The organism is Paenibacillus sp. GCM10027626 (assembly GCF_042676285.1).
Lineage (GTDB): Bacteria > Bacillota > Bacilli > Paenibacillales > Paenibacillaceae > Paenibacillus_Z.
Genome location: NZ_JBHTHC010000002.1, coordinates 256,769 through 273,359 on the forward strand (window position 1 = coordinate 256,769; position 16,591 = coordinate 273,359).

General features: G+C 50.1%; 20 protein-coding genes. All 20 read left to right on the forward strand.

The window, feature by feature from the left end; genetic code table 11:
- The first annotated feature begins 31 nt into the window (after window positions 1–31).
- The 20 genes from fliF (at window position 32) to flhB (ending at window position 16,562) form a co-directional block, all read left to right on the forward strand.
- Window positions 32–1,594 carry a flagellar basal-body MS-ring/collar protein FliF gene (gene fliF / locus ACFQ0N_RS05005; RefSeq protein ID WP_379323447.1) on the forward strand — a complete coding sequence of 521 codons (1,563 nt, stop codon included), beginning with the start codon at window positions 32–34 and terminating at the stop codon, window positions 1,592–1,594.
- 11 nt (window positions 1,595–1,605) lie between these two features.
- A complete protein-coding gene (fliG, locus tag ACFQ0N_RS05010) occupies window positions 1,606–2,619 on the forward strand; it encodes a flagellar motor switch protein FliG (RefSeq protein WP_379323449.1) in 1,014 nt (337 codons plus the stop codon).
- Window positions 2,612–3,430, forward strand: coding sequence for a FliH/SctL family protein (locus ACFQ0N_RS05015; RefSeq protein WP_379323451.1), 819 nt, complete (start codon window positions 2,612–2,614; stop codon window positions 3,428–3,430). The genes fliG and ACFQ0N_RS05015 overlap by 8 nt, the downstream gene beginning before the upstream one ends.
- Window positions 3,417–4,742, forward strand: a complete 1,326-nt coding sequence (gene fliI / locus ACFQ0N_RS05020; RefSeq protein WP_379323453.1) for a flagellar protein export ATPase FliI — start codon at window positions 3,417–3,419, stop codon at window positions 4,740–4,742. The genes ACFQ0N_RS05015 and fliI overlap by 14 nt, the downstream gene beginning before the upstream one ends.
- Window positions 4,743–4,750: 8 nt before the next feature.
- Complete coding sequence (fliJ, locus tag ACFQ0N_RS05025; RefSeq protein ID WP_379323455.1) at window positions 4,751–5,197, forward strand: flagellar export protein FliJ; 447 nt, start codon at window positions 4,751–4,753, stop codon at window positions 5,195–5,197.
- Window positions 5,198–5,247: 50 nt separating this feature from the next.
- Window positions 5,248–6,150: a magnesium transporter MgtE N-terminal domain-containing protein gene (locus tag ACFQ0N_RS05030; protein WP_379323457.1), complete on the forward strand. Its 903-nt coding sequence runs from the start codon at window positions 5,248–5,250 to the stop codon at window positions 6,148–6,150.
- A 64-nt stretch (window positions 6,151–6,214) separates the two neighbouring features.
- A complete protein-coding gene (locus tag ACFQ0N_RS05035) occupies window positions 6,215–7,579 on the forward strand; it encodes a flagellar hook-length control protein FliK (RefSeq protein ID WP_379323459.1) in 1,365 nt (454 codons plus the stop codon).
- A 37-nt stretch (window positions 7,580–7,616) separates the two neighbouring features.
- Window positions 7,617–8,195 (forward strand): flagellar hook capping FlgD N-terminal domain-containing protein, encoded by a 579-nt coding sequence (locus tag ACFQ0N_RS05040; protein ID WP_379323461.1) that lies wholly within the window; start codon window positions 7,617–7,619, stop codon window positions 8,193–8,195.
- Window positions 8,188–8,577: a TIGR02530 family flagellar biosynthesis protein gene (locus ACFQ0N_RS05045; protein WP_379323463.1), complete on the forward strand. Its 390-nt coding sequence runs from the start codon at window positions 8,188–8,190 to the stop codon at window positions 8,575–8,577. The genes ACFQ0N_RS05040 and ACFQ0N_RS05045 overlap by 8 nt, the downstream gene beginning before the upstream one ends.
- Before the next feature lie 123 nt (window positions 8,578–8,700).
- On the forward strand, window positions 8,701–9,528 hold the full coding sequence (flgG, locus tag ACFQ0N_RS05050) for a flagellar basal body rod protein FlgG (protein ID WP_379323465.1): 828 nt from the start codon (window positions 8,701–8,703) through the stop codon (window positions 9,526–9,528).
- Window positions 9,529–9,587: 59 nt separating this feature from the next.
- Window positions 9,588–9,815, forward strand: a complete 228-nt coding sequence (locus tag ACFQ0N_RS05055) for a flagellar FlbD family protein (RefSeq protein ID WP_379323467.1) — start codon at window positions 9,588–9,590, stop codon at window positions 9,813–9,815.
- Window positions 9,812–10,270 carry a flagellar basal body-associated FliL family protein gene (locus tag ACFQ0N_RS05060; protein WP_379323469.1) on the forward strand — a complete coding sequence of 153 codons (459 nt, stop codon included), beginning with the start codon at window positions 9,812–9,814 and terminating at the stop codon, window positions 10,268–10,270. Before ACFQ0N_RS05055 ends, ACFQ0N_RS05060 begins: the two co-directional genes overlap by 4 nt.
- A 36-nt stretch (window positions 10,271–10,306) precedes the next feature.
- A complete protein-coding gene (fliM, locus tag ACFQ0N_RS05065; RefSeq protein WP_379323471.1) occupies window positions 10,307–11,308 on the forward strand; it encodes a flagellar motor switch protein FliM in 1,002 nt (333 codons plus the stop codon).
- Window positions 11,298–12,551, forward strand: a complete 1,254-nt coding sequence (fliY, locus tag ACFQ0N_RS05070; RefSeq protein ID WP_379323473.1) for a flagellar motor switch phosphatase FliY — start codon at window positions 11,298–11,300, stop codon at window positions 12,549–12,551. The genes fliM and fliY overlap by 11 nt, the downstream gene beginning before the upstream one ends.
- Before the next feature lie 56 nt (window positions 12,552–12,607).
- Window positions 12,608–12,970: a response regulator gene (locus tag ACFQ0N_RS05075; protein ID WP_379323475.1), complete on the forward strand. Its 363-nt coding sequence runs from the start codon at window positions 12,608–12,610 to the stop codon at window positions 12,968–12,970.
- 4 nt (window positions 12,971–12,974) lie between these two features.
- Window positions 12,975–13,601 carry a flagellar biosynthetic protein FliO gene (locus ACFQ0N_RS05080; RefSeq protein WP_379323477.1) on the forward strand — a complete coding sequence of 209 codons (627 nt, stop codon included), beginning with the start codon at window positions 12,975–12,977 and terminating at the stop codon, window positions 13,599–13,601.
- Window positions 13,598–14,350 carry a flagellar type III secretion system pore protein FliP gene (fliP, locus tag ACFQ0N_RS05085; RefSeq protein ID WP_379323479.1) on the forward strand — a complete coding sequence of 251 codons (753 nt, stop codon included), beginning with the start codon at window positions 13,598–13,600 and terminating at the stop codon, window positions 14,348–14,350. The genes ACFQ0N_RS05080 and fliP overlap by 4 nt, the downstream gene beginning before the upstream one ends.
- A 25-nt stretch (window positions 14,351–14,375) precedes the next feature.
- Complete coding sequence (gene fliQ, locus ACFQ0N_RS05090) at window positions 14,376–14,645, forward strand: flagellar biosynthesis protein FliQ (protein ID WP_379323481.1); 270 nt, start codon at window positions 14,376–14,378, stop codon at window positions 14,643–14,645.
- 17 nt (window positions 14,646–14,662) lie between these two features.
- The gene (gene fliR, locus ACFQ0N_RS05095) at window positions 14,663–15,454 is read left to right on the forward strand and encodes a flagellar biosynthetic protein FliR (RefSeq protein ID WP_379323483.1); all 792 of its coding nucleotides are present in this window, start codon (window positions 14,663–14,665) and stop codon (window positions 15,452–15,454) included.
- Window positions 15,455–15,470: 16 nt separating this feature from the next.
- On the forward strand, window positions 15,471–16,562 hold the full coding sequence (gene flhB, locus ACFQ0N_RS05100) for a flagellar biosynthesis protein FlhB (protein WP_379323485.1): 1,092 nt from the start codon (window positions 15,471–15,473) through the stop codon (window positions 16,560–16,562).
- Window positions 16,563–16,591 lie beyond the last annotated feature (29 nt).

Genomic DNA, 16,591 nt, shown 5'->3' on the forward strand with positions numbered 1-16,591 from the left:
GATCTAGCAAGCTATGGAGTGAGGTGAAATCGTGAACGAGAAATTTGCCCAGTATCGAGGTCGAATAACTCAATATTGGAATGGGATTGGAAAAAAACAAAAAATCTGGCTGGGCGCTACGGCTGCAGCTCTGTTACTGACTGTTGTGCTGCTGACTGCGCTGTTCTCCAGAACAGAGTATGAGCTGGCGTTTCGCGATTTGGACAATACGGACGCGGCTGCAGTGATGAGTTATTTGGATTCGAATGGCATCCCTTATAAACTATCGGATGGCGGAACAAGCATTTCTGTTCCGGCAGCGTCGACAGCCAAGGTTAAAGTCGAGGCCGGCGCACAAGGATTGATTCAGAACGGTTCGCTCGGATTCGAGGCCTTCAGCAGCAATTCCTCCATGTTCGGCGCCACAGACCGCGAATTTGATGTGAAGTTCCGCAATGCGCTTAATGGCGAAATTCAACAATTGCTTAATGGGATGAAGGGCGTCCAAAAATCGCATGTGCTTGTTACGCTGCCGCAAGAAGGCGTCTTTCTGTCAACGGAAGACCGCGAGGCGGCCTCTGCCTCGGTCATGATTACATTTAAGCCGGGCTACCGGCCAACGCAGAAAGAAATCGACGGCTACTACAATCTTGTCAAAGCATCTGTGCCTGGCCTTACTGCATCCGAGATCGTCGTTTCAAGCAATGAGGGCGAATTGATGGCCTCTAACAATGTTGACGGCATCAACGGCGCGCTTGCGCTGGAAACACATTTTCAAATTCAGCGACAATATGAAAATGATTTAAAGCGTGAAGTGCAGCAGTTTCTGAGCCGAATCGTTGGCGCCGACAATTTGGTTGTCAGCGTTTCAAGCGCGATCAACTTTGACAAAAAGGTAACGGATGAGCAGCTGGTCAAACCGCTCGACAACAACAATAACAACGGGATTATCATTAGCGAGCAGGTTGATTCCAGATCGGCGACGGGGTCCGACGGCGCCGGCGGCATTGCGGGAACCGGCTCCACCGATATTCCCGGCTATCAGGCTGATGACAACAACGGCAGTGCCAGCTCTGAGCAAAATAGCAGAATTACGAACTATGATGTCAATCGCATTAATAATCAGATCCAGTCAGGCCCTTATGTGATCAAAGATCTGTCAATCAGCGTGGCTGTGGAGAAGTCCAGGCTGAATGAAGAGTCGACGGCTGACATTAGCGCCTACTTGACCAAATTGGTGCGCTCGCAATTGGTCGAATCCGGACAAGATGTTAATGATAACGCACTAATGGCCCAAAAAGTTTCACTTATTGCCCAAACTTTTTCGGAAGGCGGCAGTGTAGCGGCATCTTCAGGACTTTCTACGCCGTGGATCATCGGCCTTGGGGTGGCTGCTTTGGCGCTGATTGGCGGCATCGGCTACGCAGTAGTGCGCAAGCGCAGACAAGCGGGCGAGGAAGATGAGCTCAGCATGCCGGATAATGTGGAATATCCGACAATTGATCTTGAAAATGTAAATAACGAAAGTCAAGTGCGGAAACAGCTTGAAACATTAGCGAAACGCAAGCCGGAAGAGTTCGTAAATCTTCTGCGCACCTGGCTAGTCGATGAATAGAGGAGAAGCGGATGGCTAGATTAGCACAAGGTTTCAGCGGTCGTCAGAAAGCGGCTATTCTGTTAATTTCGCTTGGTCCTGAAGTGTCTGCTCAAATCTTCAAACATTTGAGAGAAGACGAAATCGAACAGTTAACGCTTGAAATAGCCAATGTCCGGAAGGTTGACGGCGCGGACAAAGAGACGATCTTAAGCGAGTTTCATCAAATTTGCCTGGCGCAGGAGTATATTTCTCAGGGCGGTATTATGTATGCAAGGGAAATATTGGAAAAGGCGCTTGGCGAGCAGAAAGCACAGGAAGTCATCAATCGTTTGACAGCCACTTTGCAAGTGCGTCCGTTCGATTTTGCGCGCAAAGCAGATGCAAGTCAAATTTTGAACTTCATCCAAAACGAGAACACACAGACCATTGCATTGGTTCTCTCTTATTTGCAAGCCGAGCAGTCGGCACAAATCTTGTCGTCCTTGTCGCAAGAGAAGCAAGCTGAGGTTGCCCGCCGTATAGCGCTTATGGACAGCACTTCGCCGGAAGTTATTTCACAGGTGGAGCGCATCTTGGAACAGAAGCTCTCGGCGACCGTTACGCAGGATTATACAAGTGCGGGCGGCATAGAGTCGATCGTACATATTTTGAATGGCGTAGACCGCGGCACAGAACGCACCATTTTGGATGCTTTGGAGATTCAGGATCCGGAATTGGCTGAAGAAATTAAAAAGCGGATGTTTGTATTCGAGGACATTGTCAATATCGACAACCGTTCGATTCAGCGTATTATCCGCGACATTGAGAATGCCGATCTGCAGTTGGCGCTTAAAGTGGCCAGCGAAGAAGTGCGCGAGGCAATTTTCCGCAATATGTCCAAGCGTATGGCGGAAACCTTCAAGGAAGAAATGGAGTATATGGGGCCTGTACGGCTGCGTGACGTCGAAGAGGCACAGACCCGCATCGTAGCAACGATTCGCCGGCTAGAGGAGTCTGGTGAAGTCATTATTGCTCGCGGCGGAGGTGACGACATCATTGTCTAGATTGTACAAGTCCGCCGATGTTGTGTCGGCCCGGGATATGAGGCAGCTCGAGTGGTTCAACCGCTATGAGAGAAAAGCGCCGGAAACGGTCGTTATCGGGCCTGATGAGGAAACCGTGTCTTTGCGCGATCAAATATTGAACGACGCGGAGCTGTTTGCCAAGCAGCGGCTTGCCGAGACTGCCGAGCAAATTGAGGCCATGTATGCCGAGGCGCAGGAGCAAATTGAACGCTGGTGGCAGGAACGGCGCGACGCAGATTTGCAGCACTATGAGCAGGTAAGACAAGAAGGCTATCAAGTTGGCTACGATGAAGGAAAGGCGGAATCGTTGCAGGAGGTAACGGAGCAGTGGACACTGGCGCTTACCGAAGCGCGTGCGATACTGGATGCCGCCTACAGCATGAAGGAGCAAATCATTCAAGAGGCTGAACCTTTCCTAGTGGATCTCAGTGCGGCAATCGCCGAAAAAATTATCGGCAAGCAGCTGATCTTAAGCCCGGAATGGTCAATCGATTTAATCCGCAAATCGCTTGAACGCAGGAGAGAGCAAGGTGTAATCACGCTGTGTATTGCCCCGCAGCACTTGACGTTCGTGCAAGCGGCGCGTGAAGAGCTGACGATGGCGATTGATTCGCAGGCCGAACTGCAAATTGTTCCGGACGTCAGCGTTAAGGACCACGGCTGTGTCATCCGCTCTGCATTCGGCAGCATTGATGCGCGAATTGACACGCAGCTTTCAGAAATCAAACGCGAACTAATCCAGCTTGCGCTGCAAGCCGAAGAACGAGGCGATTCTAATGGCGGTGAATAAGCTTGATGCCGGTAAGTATATCGAGCATATGCGATCGGTGGATCCCGTTCGGGTTAACGGCAAGGTGACCCAGGTTATAGGGCTTACGGTAGAATCCGAAGGGCCTGATGCAAGCATCGGCGATCTCTGTTATATCTATCCTGTCAAATCATCCAAGCCGCTGCAGGCGGAAGTGGTTGGCTTTCGCGACAATAAAGTTATTCTGATGCCGCTTGGAGAATTGACATCAATCGGTCCGGGCTGCGATGTCGTAGGCACCGGCAAGCCGCTCACCGTGCAGGTTGGTTCGGAGTTGCTCGGCAAAGTGTTGGACGGACTGGGCCAGCCGCTTGACGGCTCCTTTATTCCGCGCAGAATGCCGCATTGCTCCACCTTGAACGCACCGAGCAACCCGCTTATGCGTCCAAGAGTCACCAAACCGTTAAGCATCGGTGTAAGAGCAATCGATGGTCTGCTCACTGTAGGACAAGGCCAGCGGGTCGGCATTTTTGCAGGCTCCGGCGTCGGAAAGAGCACTTTGTTGGGCATGGTGGCCCGCAATACCTCGGCGGATGTCAATGTGATCGCCCTTATTGGCGAGCGCGGCCGCGAGGTGCTCGAATTTATCGAGAAGGATCTCGGGCCTGAAGGCTTGGCGCGCTCTGTAGTCATCGTCGCCACCTCGGATCAGCCGGCGCTCGTTCGGATGAAAGGAGCGCTTATTGCGACGACGATCGCCGAATATTTTCGTGATCGCGGACTGAATGTTATGCTGATGATGGATTCGGTCACCCGTTACGCTATGGCGCTGCGTGAAGTTGGACTGGCAATCGGGGAGCCGCCTGCTACGAGGGGATATACCCCTTCTGTATTTGCGAATTTACCCAAACTGCTGGAACGGGCAGGGACAGGGCCCCGCGGCTCTATAACGGCTTTTTATACCGTGCTGGTAGACGGCGACGATATGAATGAGCCGATTGCCGATGCGGTGCGCGGCATTTTGGACGGTCACATCGTCCTCAGCCGGCATTTGGCGAACAAGGGCCACTTTCCTGCGATCGATATTTTGGCCTCGGTCAGCCGGGTGATGAAAGAAATTACCCCGGAAGAGCAGCAGGATGCGGCCAATGAAATGAAACGTCTGTTAGCTATTTATAAAGATTCGGAAGACTTGATCAATATTGGGGCGTACCAGCACGGAACAAATGCCCAAATAGATCGTGCTATTGAACAAATGGAGATCATTCAAGCGTTCACGCGGCAGAAAACGTCTGAGAAGGTTGACTATCAAGAGGCGTATGAAAGGCTTGTTAACGATTTTTACAGGAGTTGAATGCATTCATGGCCAAGTTCCAATATACCTATCAAAAAATAGTAGATTTGAAGTCTAGCGAAAAGACACAGGCGGAATGGCTGCTCTCCTCGGCGATCGGCAAACTGCAGGCAGAGGAATTATCGCTGGAGCAGCTTAGACAAGAGCAGCGGCAATGGATGGAAAAATTGCATGAATCCTCGGCAAAAGTCGTTTCTTTGTCTGAAATACGTGTCCTGCAGCTGTATCTTGAATACTTGGAGCATACGATCGCCAGCAAGCTGGCGGATGTCAGGAGAGCGCAGTATGAAGTGGAAAACAGCCGAACGCATCTGACACTCAAAATGAAGGATGAAAAGGTGTGGCAAAAATCTAAGGATCGGGCATTGGAGCGTTATCGATCAGTGATGCTGATCAAAGAGCAAAACGAGTTGGATGAGATGGCGACAGTGCGCTTCGTTGCACCGACTTCTTAACGAAATATAGCTTTGACGTATCGGGCAGTATGTCCGAGGAAGGGATAGCTATGGCGGACTTGGATATGGAAAAGCAAGGCTACAGCGGCTTTGAACGTTTTATGTTTTTTGTGACCCCAGTATTGTTTACTTTAGTGTTGCTTGGTGTGCTGCTGACGATATTCAATTTTGACCTGCGGAATAAATTGTTAACGATCGGTCATTCGATCCCCTTTTTAGAGCAGGTATTGCCTGATCCAGTAGTCAAGGACTCGGATTTAAGCGATACGGAACTGACAAATAAGCATCAAGCAACGAAGATTGAACAGCTGACAACTCAGCTTTCAGAGAAAGAAGCAGAGCTGAAGCAGGCAGTTGCCGAGCAAAAGAAGCAAACGGAGCAGGTAAAAGATCTGCAGGGGCAAATTGATCAATTGCAGCGGATTCAAACCGAAAAACAGATGGATGACGAGCAGTATCAAGCAAATATTAACGAGCTCGCAAATATGTACGCCAAAATTACTCCGAGCAAGGCGGCGCCGATTTTGCAAAGTATGGAGCTCGAAGAGGCGGTGCTTGTGCTAAGCGCTATGCGTCCTGACGATCGGGTGCGGATTATGGAAAAGATGAGCCCGAAGAAGGCGGCGGATGCCACCATTATGCTTAAGGACAATGTAACGGCCAAGGATCGGCAAATTGCAGCTTTACAGGCGCAATTGAAAAAGCAGAATAAGCCTTCGACAGAGCCGACGTCTACGCTTGATGCGACACAGTTGAAGGAGACGTTCTCTAAAATGAATGCCAAGAATGCAGGCGAGCTGCTGCTTAAAATGTCGGAGGTAAGTCCAAGCAAGGCGCTCAGAATATTGAACGCAGTGGACAGCACGGCGCGCTCCGCGATTTTGGCAGAGATGTCCGATCAGAACAAAGGAGTTACGGCGCAGCTGGTATCAAAATTAATGACAGGCAAATAGGGATGGAAGTGGCATTCACCGACTATATTCTGGCCTGACCCGTGCAGGAAAGGAGGTGAAATGTATGCAAATGATGATATTGCAAGCGCAGGTGCCCGCTTCCTCATTGCCAAACAGCGGAAAAGCGGCAGGCGGTTCGGAAAATGCGGCATTTGCCTTGGCGCTGTTAGGTCAAACGATGGGCGGGACGGGCGTTTCCGCTGATGGAACAGCTGCAGCTGCGGACGGCAAGCTGCTCCTGGAAAGTACACCTTCCCAGCTGCTGGTCGATTGGTCTGGCGAAGGAGCAACTTCAACTGGGTTGATCGCTGCGATCGATGCTTTATTGGAGCACATCGGCAGCATGACGGAGACAGACGATGCCGGCAATCAGCATTCGCTTGAAGAGGCGATTGCGCAGTTAGATCAGCTGCTGGTCTGGCTTGGCGCTCATCCTCAGGTAACGCCTGTAGTGCCTTTAGAGCAAGAGCCGGACGCCGCCCAGGCGGAGCTGGAGTATGCGGGCAGGCTGCCGATGCTTAAATCGGCTGTCGAAGGCGCATTATCGGATCTGCGTTCCTACTTGCAGCTAAAAGGCGATGCGCCTTCGCTGGAGCAAACAACGCTTATCGCCAAACAATTGCAAGCTGTTAAACAGTTGGCGGAAGGTCAGCCGGCAAGCGCGCGCGATGCGGTGAAGCTGCCGGTAGCGGCAGAGACGCTTGTAACGCACTCTGTGCCAGCGCAGCAGACGGCTTCTGTTCATCTGGAGCGGTTTGGCCATCAACTGCTTTCTGCCAAGATGCTGGCGCTTGTGCCTTCGCGCGAGATGAAGACGGCTGCGTCGGCGCCGCCAGGACAGCTGGATGATGCGCTTCTAACGCCGGAGGATAAGCTTTCTGTTGCAGGAATGCCGGCAACAGTCCCGGCAGGGGCGGCGGAGACGGCAAAGCCTGCTGCAGCGCCCGTGCCGACAGTGCCGGTTGAGCAATTTGCCAAAACAGCGGAAAAGCTGATCGTCAAGCAGTTTCAAGTGACGCAGTTGAATGGGCGGTCGGAAGCGCGCTTGTCGCTCAGTCCGGCTCATCTTGGCCACGTGCAGGTACGGATTGCGATGCATAACGGCCAGCTGACGGCGATGTTTGTTGCGGACACTGCAGCAGCAAAGGAAATGCTGGAAAATCAGTTTGCCCAGCTCCGTGCGGCATTGCAATCACAAGGCTTGCAGGTTGAAAAACTGGAGGTAACGCAAAACACATTCCAGTCGAGCCTTTTTCAGGAGCGTGGCGGGCAGCAAGGGCGTGATCAGCAGGGGGCTAGACGATCGAGACCGCATGACGCTGCTGACGGCGAGGCGATTGTTTTTGACGCCGAGCTGACGCAAAGCGACTTGGAGCAGGCGGTAAACCAGACATTAGGCTTTGGCAGAGGTATCAGCACTAAGGTTTAGCCCGGCTTGCGGGGGCAAACCTTGCGGATGAACGGGGGTGAAGCTTGTTATGGCTTCAGACAGCATATCAACCAAAAATGTATGGCCCAATTACAGCAAAAATAATGTGCAGCTGACATCGAAGACCAAGGGAGATACTTTGGGCAAGGATGAATTTTTGAAAATTCTAGTTGCCCAGCTCAGAAATCAGGATCCGATGCAGCCCATGCAGGATCGCGATTTTATCGCGCAAATGGCGCAATTCAGCTCGGTTGAGCAATTGATGAATATGTCGGGCGAAATGACCAAGCTGCGTCAAAACCTGGGGATGGCCTCCACGATGATAGGCAAGGAAATAGCCTGGTATGACCACTCTGAAACCGGAGAGCTTGTAGGGGTATCGGGCATCGTCGATTCGATCCTTATTAAGGATGGCATGCAATATGCGCGGGTCGGACAATATGATATTCCTTTTGACAACATCGTTGCTGTAGCGGAAAAAGGCGGAATACCGCATGAGCCGGCCGATCCGCCGGCCGAGAAGCCTGAAGATCCTGCAACTGACCCTTCGGGCACTCCGGGCGGGCAAAACGGCGATCCGTCAGAGGAGCCGGTAGGCGACCAAGGCAATGAATGAGCGAATTCATATCGGCCAGCTGCATTTATCCGGGGCGAGCGCTCATGCAGCTAAAGCGCCGAAAGCTTCGGGAACAGCTCCATCGGCTTATAACGGTCCTTCCTTTAAAGAAGTACTAAATCGTAATATTATCAAGTTCAGCCATCACGCTGAAGTGCGAATGAAGGAGCGGGGAATCCAGTTCCGGCCGGAATCGCTGCTAGCGATCGGTAAGGCAATTGATCAAGCGGCGGCCAAGGGAGCCAAGGATTCATTGGTTGTCCATCGGAATGTGGCGATGATCGTTAATGTGCCGAGCCGCACTGTAATTACAGCGATGGACGGGAATGCGATGCAAGGCAACATTTTTACACAAATTGATAGTGCGGTCATTGTACCGTAACGGCTGGACCTCTTAGGGAGGGAGCCGTTGGGCTGCGGATCGATAGAAGCAGCTCTAACATAGATTGCTCGCTGTCTGCTTGATGAATTGAATTTGATGAGCAACTTCAGGAGGTCAGAACAAATGTTAAGATCGATGTATTCCGGCGTATCGGGGATGCGCGGATTCCAGACCAAGCTTGACGTTATCGGCAACAACATTGCCAATGTCAATACAGTCGGCTTTAAAGCGGGCCGTGTCATGTTCAAGGATATTTTGAGCCAGACGGTTGCCGGTGTTACCCGGCCTGAGGAAGGAGCGACCGGCGGCGGCAATGCGAAGCAAATTGGCCTGGGTGTTGCATTGGCTACGATCGACACCGTTCATACGCCAGGCAGCGCTATGATGACGAATGATCAGACAGATGTCCGGATTGACGGCGACGGCTTCTTTGCCATATCGCCCAGTCAAGATGGCGGAGAAACACCATTTTTGACACGCGCCGGCAATTTTACCCTTGATGCGCTGGGCCAATTGGTCAATGGCGACGGCATGTTCGTGCTTGATTCCAACGGCGCGCCGATTGTGCTTGATCCGGAAGAGGTTAAATCGTTCTCGATCGCCAAAGACGGCAGAATTATTTCGATAGGTGCTGACGGTACGAGCACGGCGACCGATTTCCAAATCGGAATTGTGAAGGTAGTCAATCCGGCGGGCCTTGAAAAGATTGGCGGAAACCTGTACCGGATTACGCCAAACGCGAATCCGGAAGGGGAAGTTGCTTTTTCAACCGCAGGCAACGTTGAGGCCGGCACCGGAGAAATTATTGCCGGACAGCTGGAAATGTCCAATGTCGATCTGACGAGCGAATTTACCGAAATGATCGTCTCGCAGCGCGGGTTCCAAGCGAACTCCCGTATTATTACGACATCAGACGAGGTTTTGCAGGAAGTCGTCAATTTGAAACGATAAGCTAATAACGCCGGAGGGTGGCGACAACCATCCTCCCGGCTTAAGTAAGGAGGTAACTTATGATTGCTGTAACGCGTTTGAATGGCAGCGCCCTGTATATCAATGCACTGCTCATCGAAACGATCGAAGAAACGCCCGATACGTTAATTACGCTTACGACAGGCAAGAAGATCATCGTGTTGGAAAAGGCGGCGGAAGTTACTTCCTCCATCCAGCAATACATTCGCTCTATCGGTGTCGTAGCGGCGACTGTAACGGGCGACAATATGGAGGGGTCCTCAAGATGAAAAAGATGTTGCCATGGCTAATTACGATCTTGCTTTCAATCACTTTGATCGCCGTAGTCGCTTTTATGCTGCTGAACAATATTCTCGGCGATTCGTCAAAGGATGACGTGAAGGTTGAACGGATCAGCGCCGACAAACGCGTCGAAGTAACGAGTGAAATTAAAGACATAACGACCAACTTGATCGATCCGGAACACATTGTAAAGATTGACTTTGCCTTTCAATTAGATAAGAAAAAGACAAAAGAAGATTTTGAAAAAATTAAAGATATAGCCATTAAGCCGATTATTATCAGCACTTTAAGCGATGTGGAGCCCGACTCCATCAACGGCTCCAAAGGGAAAGACGCGTTGAAATCGAAGCTTTTGAATTTAATCAATCGGAAGTTGCAGGAGACGACCGATGGAAAATTAGTTAGTATAGATATTACGAATTTTATCGTAACGCAGATGTAAGTATGATGCCGCATTCCGTCAGAGGGGGTGAGACAATTGGTTGATGTACTATCGCAAAATGAAATCGACGCCTTGCTTGCGGCTTTGTCCTCCGGTGAAATGGATGCCGAGGAACTGAAAAAGGAAGAAACACAGCGTAAAATACGTTCTTATGAATTTAAACGTGCAGTCCGGTTTTCAAAGGATCATATTCGCAGCTTAACCCGGATTCATGAAAATTTTGCCCGATATTTGACAACCTATTTCTCTGCGCAGCTCCGCACGTTTGTGCAAATTAATGTCGTTCAGGTGGAACAGCTGCCGTATGACGAGTTTATTCGTTCAATACCGAAAATGACGATCCTTAACATTTTTGAAGCAGAGCCGTTGGAGGGGCGGATGGTGCTTGAGGTTCACCCTAACGTCGCTTATGCTATGCTCGACCGGATGCTTGGCGGTCAAGGGGTTGCTCCGACAAAGATCAATGCGCTCACCGAAATTGAAACGAACATTATGGAGCGAATTTTCAGCCGCACATTTGAAAGCCTGCAAGAGGCCTGGAAAACCGTGATTGATATCTCACCGCGACTTGAGGCGCTGGAGACGAATCCGCAATTCATGCAAATTGTTTCTCCGAACGAAACGATCGCCTTAATATCGCTAAGCACCAAAATCGGGGATACGACCGGGATGATCAATCTATGTATTCCTCATGTCGTTATCGAGCCGATTATGCCTCGGCTTTCCGTACATCACTGGTTTGTATCGCAGAAGAAAACGCGTGCTCCGGAAGAGATGGAAGTATTGAAGCAGCGGGTGAGCAGGGCAAAATTGCCGATTGTTGCGGAGCTTGGCCAGTCCAGCATTACAATTCGCGAATTTTTGGGCCTGACGGCTGGGGATGTCATCGCACTGAATAAACCAATCGCAGAAGGCCTTCATATCCGAGTGGGAGAAAAACTGAAGTACCTTGGAAGTCCGGGATCGGTTAAGGAACGATTAGCGATACAAATCGATGAGGTAATCAGCGAAGGAGTTGAGGAAGACTATGACGAGTAAAGACTACTTGTCGCAAGAAGAAATCGACGCCTTGCTGCGTCAATCCTCCGATGCGCCAGATGCGCCGACTGCAAATAAGTCGGATGATCTGAATACGTATTTGAATGTAATTGAGCAGGATGCGTTAGGCGAAATTGGCAACATTACATTCGGCAGCGCTGCGACGGCATTATCTACACTTTTAGGCAAAAAGGTTGATATTACGACCCCGCAAGTTTCGTTAATTAAGCGGAGTCAGCTCGACGACGAGTTTCCTAAACCGCATGTAGCTGTTTCGGTTCATTATGTAGATGGATTTCAAGGCATTAATTCGCTTGTTATAAAAACAGCCGACGCGCAGACAATTGCAGATCTGATGCTGGGCGGCGAAGGCAAAGTGCTGGGCGATGAATTGAACGATATCCATATTAGCGCTGTTCAAGAGGCGATGAACCAAATGATGGGATCGTCGGCTACTTCGATGTCTACCATCTTTAACCGGTTTGTTAACATTTCTCCGCCGGGCATTAATATTTTGAATGTGGCAAACGGCGAAGGGGTAGATTCTCTGCCTCCGGACGATATGTTCATTAAAGTCGCCTTCAGGCTGACAATTGGAGACTTGATCGATTCGACCATTATGCAGCTGCTGCCAATCGAATTTGCCAAAGAGATGGTAGAAACATTAATGGGCTTTGCCACCAGCGAGCCGGCCAACGAAGCGCCAGCCGAACCCGCGGCGCCTGCGCCGGAGCCGATTGCCGCCGTGCACGAACAGCCGGCTTATGCTTCTCCGGCAGGGCAGGCTGGGATGGAGCAGCCCCTATACGCTACCGCGGCAGCCGAAAGCGCAGCGGCTTATGCCCCTCCGCTGCAGCCGCAGGCACCGGTAACGCCACCGCCGGCAGGGCCGCAAACCTATGGTGAATTGCCTACGCGGGGAGTGAACATCCAGCCCGTACAGTTCGCTAATTTCCAAGGCTCGCCGTATGTGCAGCCCGATGAGTCAAACCTTAATTTATTGCTCGACATACCGCTCAAAGTCACGGTAGAATTAGGAAGAACTCAGAAGCAAATTAAGGACATTCTTGAGCTCTCGCAAGGTTCGATCATCGAACTGGACAAGCTGGCAGGCGAACCAGTTGACATTCTGGTGAACAACAAGCTCATTGCGAAGGGCGAGGTTGTCGTCATTGATGAAAACTTCGGTGTGCGTGTGACGGATATTGTAAGCCAGTGGGATCGAATTCAGAAATTGCAGTAGGAGTCAACTCATCCTGTTGACCCGAAAGTTAAACACATTTAGGAGGCAAGGAAAAGATGGCAAACCGGATTTTGATCGTAGACGACGCAGCATTTATGAGGATGATGATTCGGGATATTTTAACGAAAAACGGATATGAGGTTGTCGGTGAAGCGCAGGACGGCGCGCAAGCGATCGAAAAGTACAAAGAGCTGAAGCCGGATTTGATTACGATGGATATTACGATGCCGGAGATGGACGGTATCGTTGCGCTAAAGGAAATCAAGAAAATCGACAGCAACGCCAAGGTGATTATGTGTTCGGCTATGGGACAGCAAGCTATGGTTATCGATGCGATTCAAGCCGGCGCAAAAGATTTTATCGTAAAACCGTTTCAGGCCGACCGTGTAATTGAAGCGATCAAAAAAACGCTCGGTTAAACAAATGAAACAGCGCCTAATTCTAAAGCTTGCAGGGCTAGGCTCCTTCTTTTGGCTTATGGCGGGTGCAGTGGCGGCGGCGAATCCGGTGTTAGACGATTCTCCGCCCGAAATCCCCCGTGCCGATACGAACATAGCCGGCTCCCTCATATGGGTTGTGTTTGCTTTACTGCTCGTAATCGTTCTGATCGTAGTCGTCATCAGATGGCTGGCTCAGCGCAATCGCTCGTGGGGGGCCAACCGGTCGCTGCGGTCGATGGGCGGCATTCCGCTCGGGCAAAATAAATCGCTGCAGGTGGTTGAAGTGGCTGGCCGGATTTACGTGGTAGGGGTAGGCGATAATGTCGCCTTGCTGGATAAGATCGACGACGCGGATGAAGTGGAGCGAATGCTTGCTCAATTGGAACAGCAAAGTGGCGGAGCATGGAAGGGCGGAGCCTGGAAAGATGCGTTTTCGCGCTGGCGGAATCAGAGCGGCCAGGATGATCAGCCTGATGCCGGGCAATGGCAGCAATCTGCGTCATTCCAATCGATGCTGGAGCAGCGATTGGGTCAGCAATCGGACCGTAAGAAGAAAGTCGAACAACTGCTCAAGGAACAAAAACAAGATGATCGGTTGATGGATGAATGAACAAAAAAATTATCGTGTCACTTGCAATACTTCAGATGGTTGCGCTGCTGTTTCACGCTCACTCCTTCGCTGAACCGCTGCCTAATGTCAGCATCAATATAGGCGGGGAAAGCGAACAGCCGGGCACAAGCGCTTTGTCGCTGCTGCTTATTATTACTGTACTCAGCGTTGCGCCGGCAATATTGGTGCTGATGACCAGCTTTACACGAATCGTCATCGTCTTGGGCTTCGTCCGCACATCGCTGGGCACGAACCAGATGCCGCCCAATCAGGTGCTCATTGGACTTGCGATGTTTCTGACCTTCTTCATCATGGCTCCAACATTAGGGCAAGTCAATGAAGTGGCGCTTCAGCCTTACTTAAAAGGCGAGCTTACGCAGACAGAGGCACTTAATAAAGCCGCAGAGCCAATGAAGAAATTTATGATCAATCAGACGCGGGAAAAAGATTTGAAGCTGTTTTTAAATTATACGAAAACAGAGAAGCCGGCCTCCTATGAAGACGTGCCGATCACTGTACTTGTACCGGCTTACGCGCTCAGTGAGCTAACCACTGCATTTCAGATGGGGTTTATGATCTTCATCCCGTTTCTCGTCATTGATATGATCGTCGCCAGTACACTGATGGCAATGGGGATGATGATGCTTCCACCGGTAATGATCTCGCTGCCTTTTAAAATCCTGCTGTTTGTTTTAGTCGACGGCTGGTATTTAATTGTCAAGTCGCTGCTCGTAAGCTTCAACACATGATAGACCGGATGGAAGGGGTGCAGGTATGAGTTCGGATTTTATTATCGGGCTGGCTGGTCAAGCTGTGTACACTGTGCTGAAAGCCTCTGCGCCGATGCTTGTACTCGGATTGATCGTCGGTTTGTTCGTAAGCATTATTCAAGCGACAACTCAAATTCAGGAGCAGACACTGGCTTTTATTCCCAAAATTATTGCCGTTTTATTATCGCTTCTACTGTTTGGGCCTTGGATTTTGAATACGCTCGTCGATTTTACGTACAATCTGCTCAACAATCTGCATAAATTTATCGGATAAGCTGAGGGTCACGATCGATGGAGCTTTTTTTGAATGGATTTGCTATCTTTCTGCTTATTTTTTGTCGAATAACTTCGTTTTTTGTCGTAGCGCCATTGTTTTCAACCCGGAATGTACCTACAAGCTTTAAAATCGGGTTCGGCTTTATTATTTCTCTGCTCATATTTTTCGCCTATGGCGTGAAGCAGACGATTGTACCTGATGCCGAATATATTGTAACGATTATTCGGGAAATTGCGGCCGGCGTACTGCTGGGTTTTGTCGTCTATCTTTTTTTTACCATCGTTCAGACGGCAGGCGCTTTTGTCGATATGCAGATGGGATTCGGCATGGCGAATGTCATTGATCCGATGTCCGGCACATCGGCTCCGCTGCTTGGCAATTTCAAATATGCGATATCGATATTAATTTTTCTTTCGATCAACGGCCATCACTTTATGCTGCAAGCATTGATGCGGAGCTATGAGTGGATTCCGCTTTCGAATGAACTGTTTGCGCGAATTTATGATGGGAATATTGCCCATTTCTTGGTGCAAACCTTTACCTACACTTTTATGCTGTCTTTGCAGCTGGCGGCGCCTTTAGTAGTTGCGATGTTTTTGACGGACGTAGGGCTTGGCTTTCTGGCGCGAACCGCTCCGCAATTTAACGTTTTTGTGATCGGCATTCCGCTCAAAATTTTAGTCGGCTTCTTGCTGTTAGGCATGTTGATGCCAGGATTATTGGCCATTTTTGAGCATCTGTTTACGGAAATGTTTGCCGCTTTGGAAAAGCTGTTCGGAATTTTGCAAAATTCCAATATGCCGTAAAGGGGGAGCAGCATCAATGCGAACATATCGATGGTCGCTCGATTTGCAACTGTTCTCTCAAGAAAAGACTGAGCGCGCAACACCTAAAAAGCGGAGTGATGCGAGGAAAAAAGGCCAGGTTGCCAAAAGTCAGGAATTGCCCGGCGCGTTCATCATGCTCTTTGCTTTTTTAAGCTTTCTGATGCTAGGCGGCTTCTACAAAGAGCGTTTGTTAGGACTGTTCAGCTTTATCTATGAGAATAAGTTGGATCAGCAGATTACCGGTGAAAATGTGATCGCTTTGTTTTCGGATTTATTAGTACAGGGGTTAATCGTATTGCTTCCGGTTTTTGCCATTGCCCTTATTGTCGCGATTCTCGGCAACTACGTGCAGTTTGGCTTTTTGCTGACAGGCGATCCGCTAAAAATCAAATTAAGCAAATTGAATCCGATCAATGGCTTTAAGCAAATTTTTTCTATGCGCTCCTTGGTGCAGTTCGTAAAAAATATTTTGAAGCTTGCATTGATTGGGGTGCTCGTTTACTCCACGCTGATGAATGAACGGGATTATATTATGCAGTTGTCTTCACTGCCTGTTTCCGCCATATTTACATACACCTCGGGAGTTACAGTAAAGCTGGGGCTGCAGATCGGCGCTGTACTCGTCGTTCTAGCGGTGCTCGATTATATCTATCAGCGGTATGAGCATGAAAAAAGCTTGAAAATGTCCAAACAGGACATTAAAGACGAATATAAGAAATCGGAAGGGGATCCGCTAATAAAAGGCAAGATCCGCGAGCGTCAGCGGAGAATGGCGCTGCAGCGCATGATGCAGGAGGTACCGAAGGCGGATGTCGTCATTACGAACCCGACGCACTTTGCTGTAGCACTGCAATATGACAGCGCAAAGATGGAAGCGCCGACTGTCATAGCGAAAGGAATGGATCATGTTGCCTTGCGCATTCGCGAGGTGGCCAAGGAGCATGGCGTCATGACAATGGAGAATAAGCCGCTCGCACGAGCGCTTTATGACCGGGCCGAGCTTGGGGATACCATTCCGGCCGATCTGTTCCAGGCTGTGGCGGAAGTGCTTGCCTACGTTTACAAGTTGAAAAATCATGTAGAATGAATCGTTTGCCGCAGGCGACGAAGGAGGGA

Excerpts from the sequence above, each read along its gene's own strand:
- fliG (WP_379323449.1), top strand. The coding sequence starts at position 1,606 with ATGGCTAGATTAGCACAAGGTTTCAGCGGTCGTCAGAAAGCGGCTATT.
- fliI (WP_379323453.1), top strand. The coding sequence starts at position 3,417 with ATGGCGGTGAATAAGCTTGATGCCGGTAAGTATATCGAGCATATGCGA.
- fliJ (WP_379323455.1), top strand. The coding sequence starts at position 4,751 with ATGGCCAAGTTCCAATATACCTATCAAAAAATAGTAGATTTGAAGTCT.
- ACFQ0N_RS05030 (WP_379323457.1), top strand. The coding sequence starts at position 5,248 with ATGGCGGACTTGGATATGGAAAAGCAAGGCTACAGCGGCTTTGAACGT.
- ACFQ0N_RS05035 (WP_379323459.1), top strand. The coding sequence starts at position 6,215 with ATGCAAATGATGATATTGCAAGCGCAGGTGCCCGCTTCCTCATTGCCA.
- ACFQ0N_RS05045 (WP_379323463.1), top strand. The coding sequence starts at position 8,188 with ATGAATGAGCGAATTCATATCGGCCAGCTGCATTTATCCGGGGCGAGC.
- flgG (WP_379323465.1), top strand. The coding sequence starts at position 8,701 with ATGTTAAGATCGATGTATTCCGGCGTATCGGGGATGCGCGGATTCCAG.
- ACFQ0N_RS05055 (WP_379323467.1), top strand. The coding sequence starts at position 9,588 with ATGATTGCTGTAACGCGTTTGAATGGCAGCGCCCTGTATATCAATGCA.
- ACFQ0N_RS05060 (WP_379323469.1), top strand. The coding sequence starts at position 9,812 with ATGAAAAAGATGTTGCCATGGCTAATTACGATCTTGCTTTCAATCACT.
- fliY (WP_379323473.1), top strand. The coding sequence starts at position 11,298 with ATGACGAGTAAAGACTACTTGTCGCAAGAAGAAATCGACGCCTTGCTG.
- ACFQ0N_RS05075 (WP_379323475.1), top strand. The coding sequence starts at position 12,608 with ATGGCAAACCGGATTTTGATCGTAGACGACGCAGCATTTATGAGGATG.
- ACFQ0N_RS05080 (WP_379323477.1), top strand. The coding sequence starts at position 12,975 with ATGAAACAGCGCCTAATTCTAAAGCTTGCAGGGCTAGGCTCCTTCTTT.
- fliP (WP_379323479.1), top strand. The coding sequence starts at position 13,598 with ATGAACAAAAAAATTATCGTGTCACTTGCAATACTTCAGATGGTTGCG.
- fliQ (WP_379323481.1), top strand. The coding sequence starts at position 14,376 with ATGAGTTCGGATTTTATTATCGGGCTGGCTGGTCAAGCTGTGTACACT.
- fliR (WP_379323483.1), top strand. The coding sequence starts at position 14,663 with ATGGAGCTTTTTTTGAATGGATTTGCTATCTTTCTGCTTATTTTTTGT.
- flhB (WP_379323485.1), top strand. The coding sequence starts at position 15,471 with ATGCGAACATATCGATGGTCGCTCGATTTGCAACTGTTCTCTCAAGAA.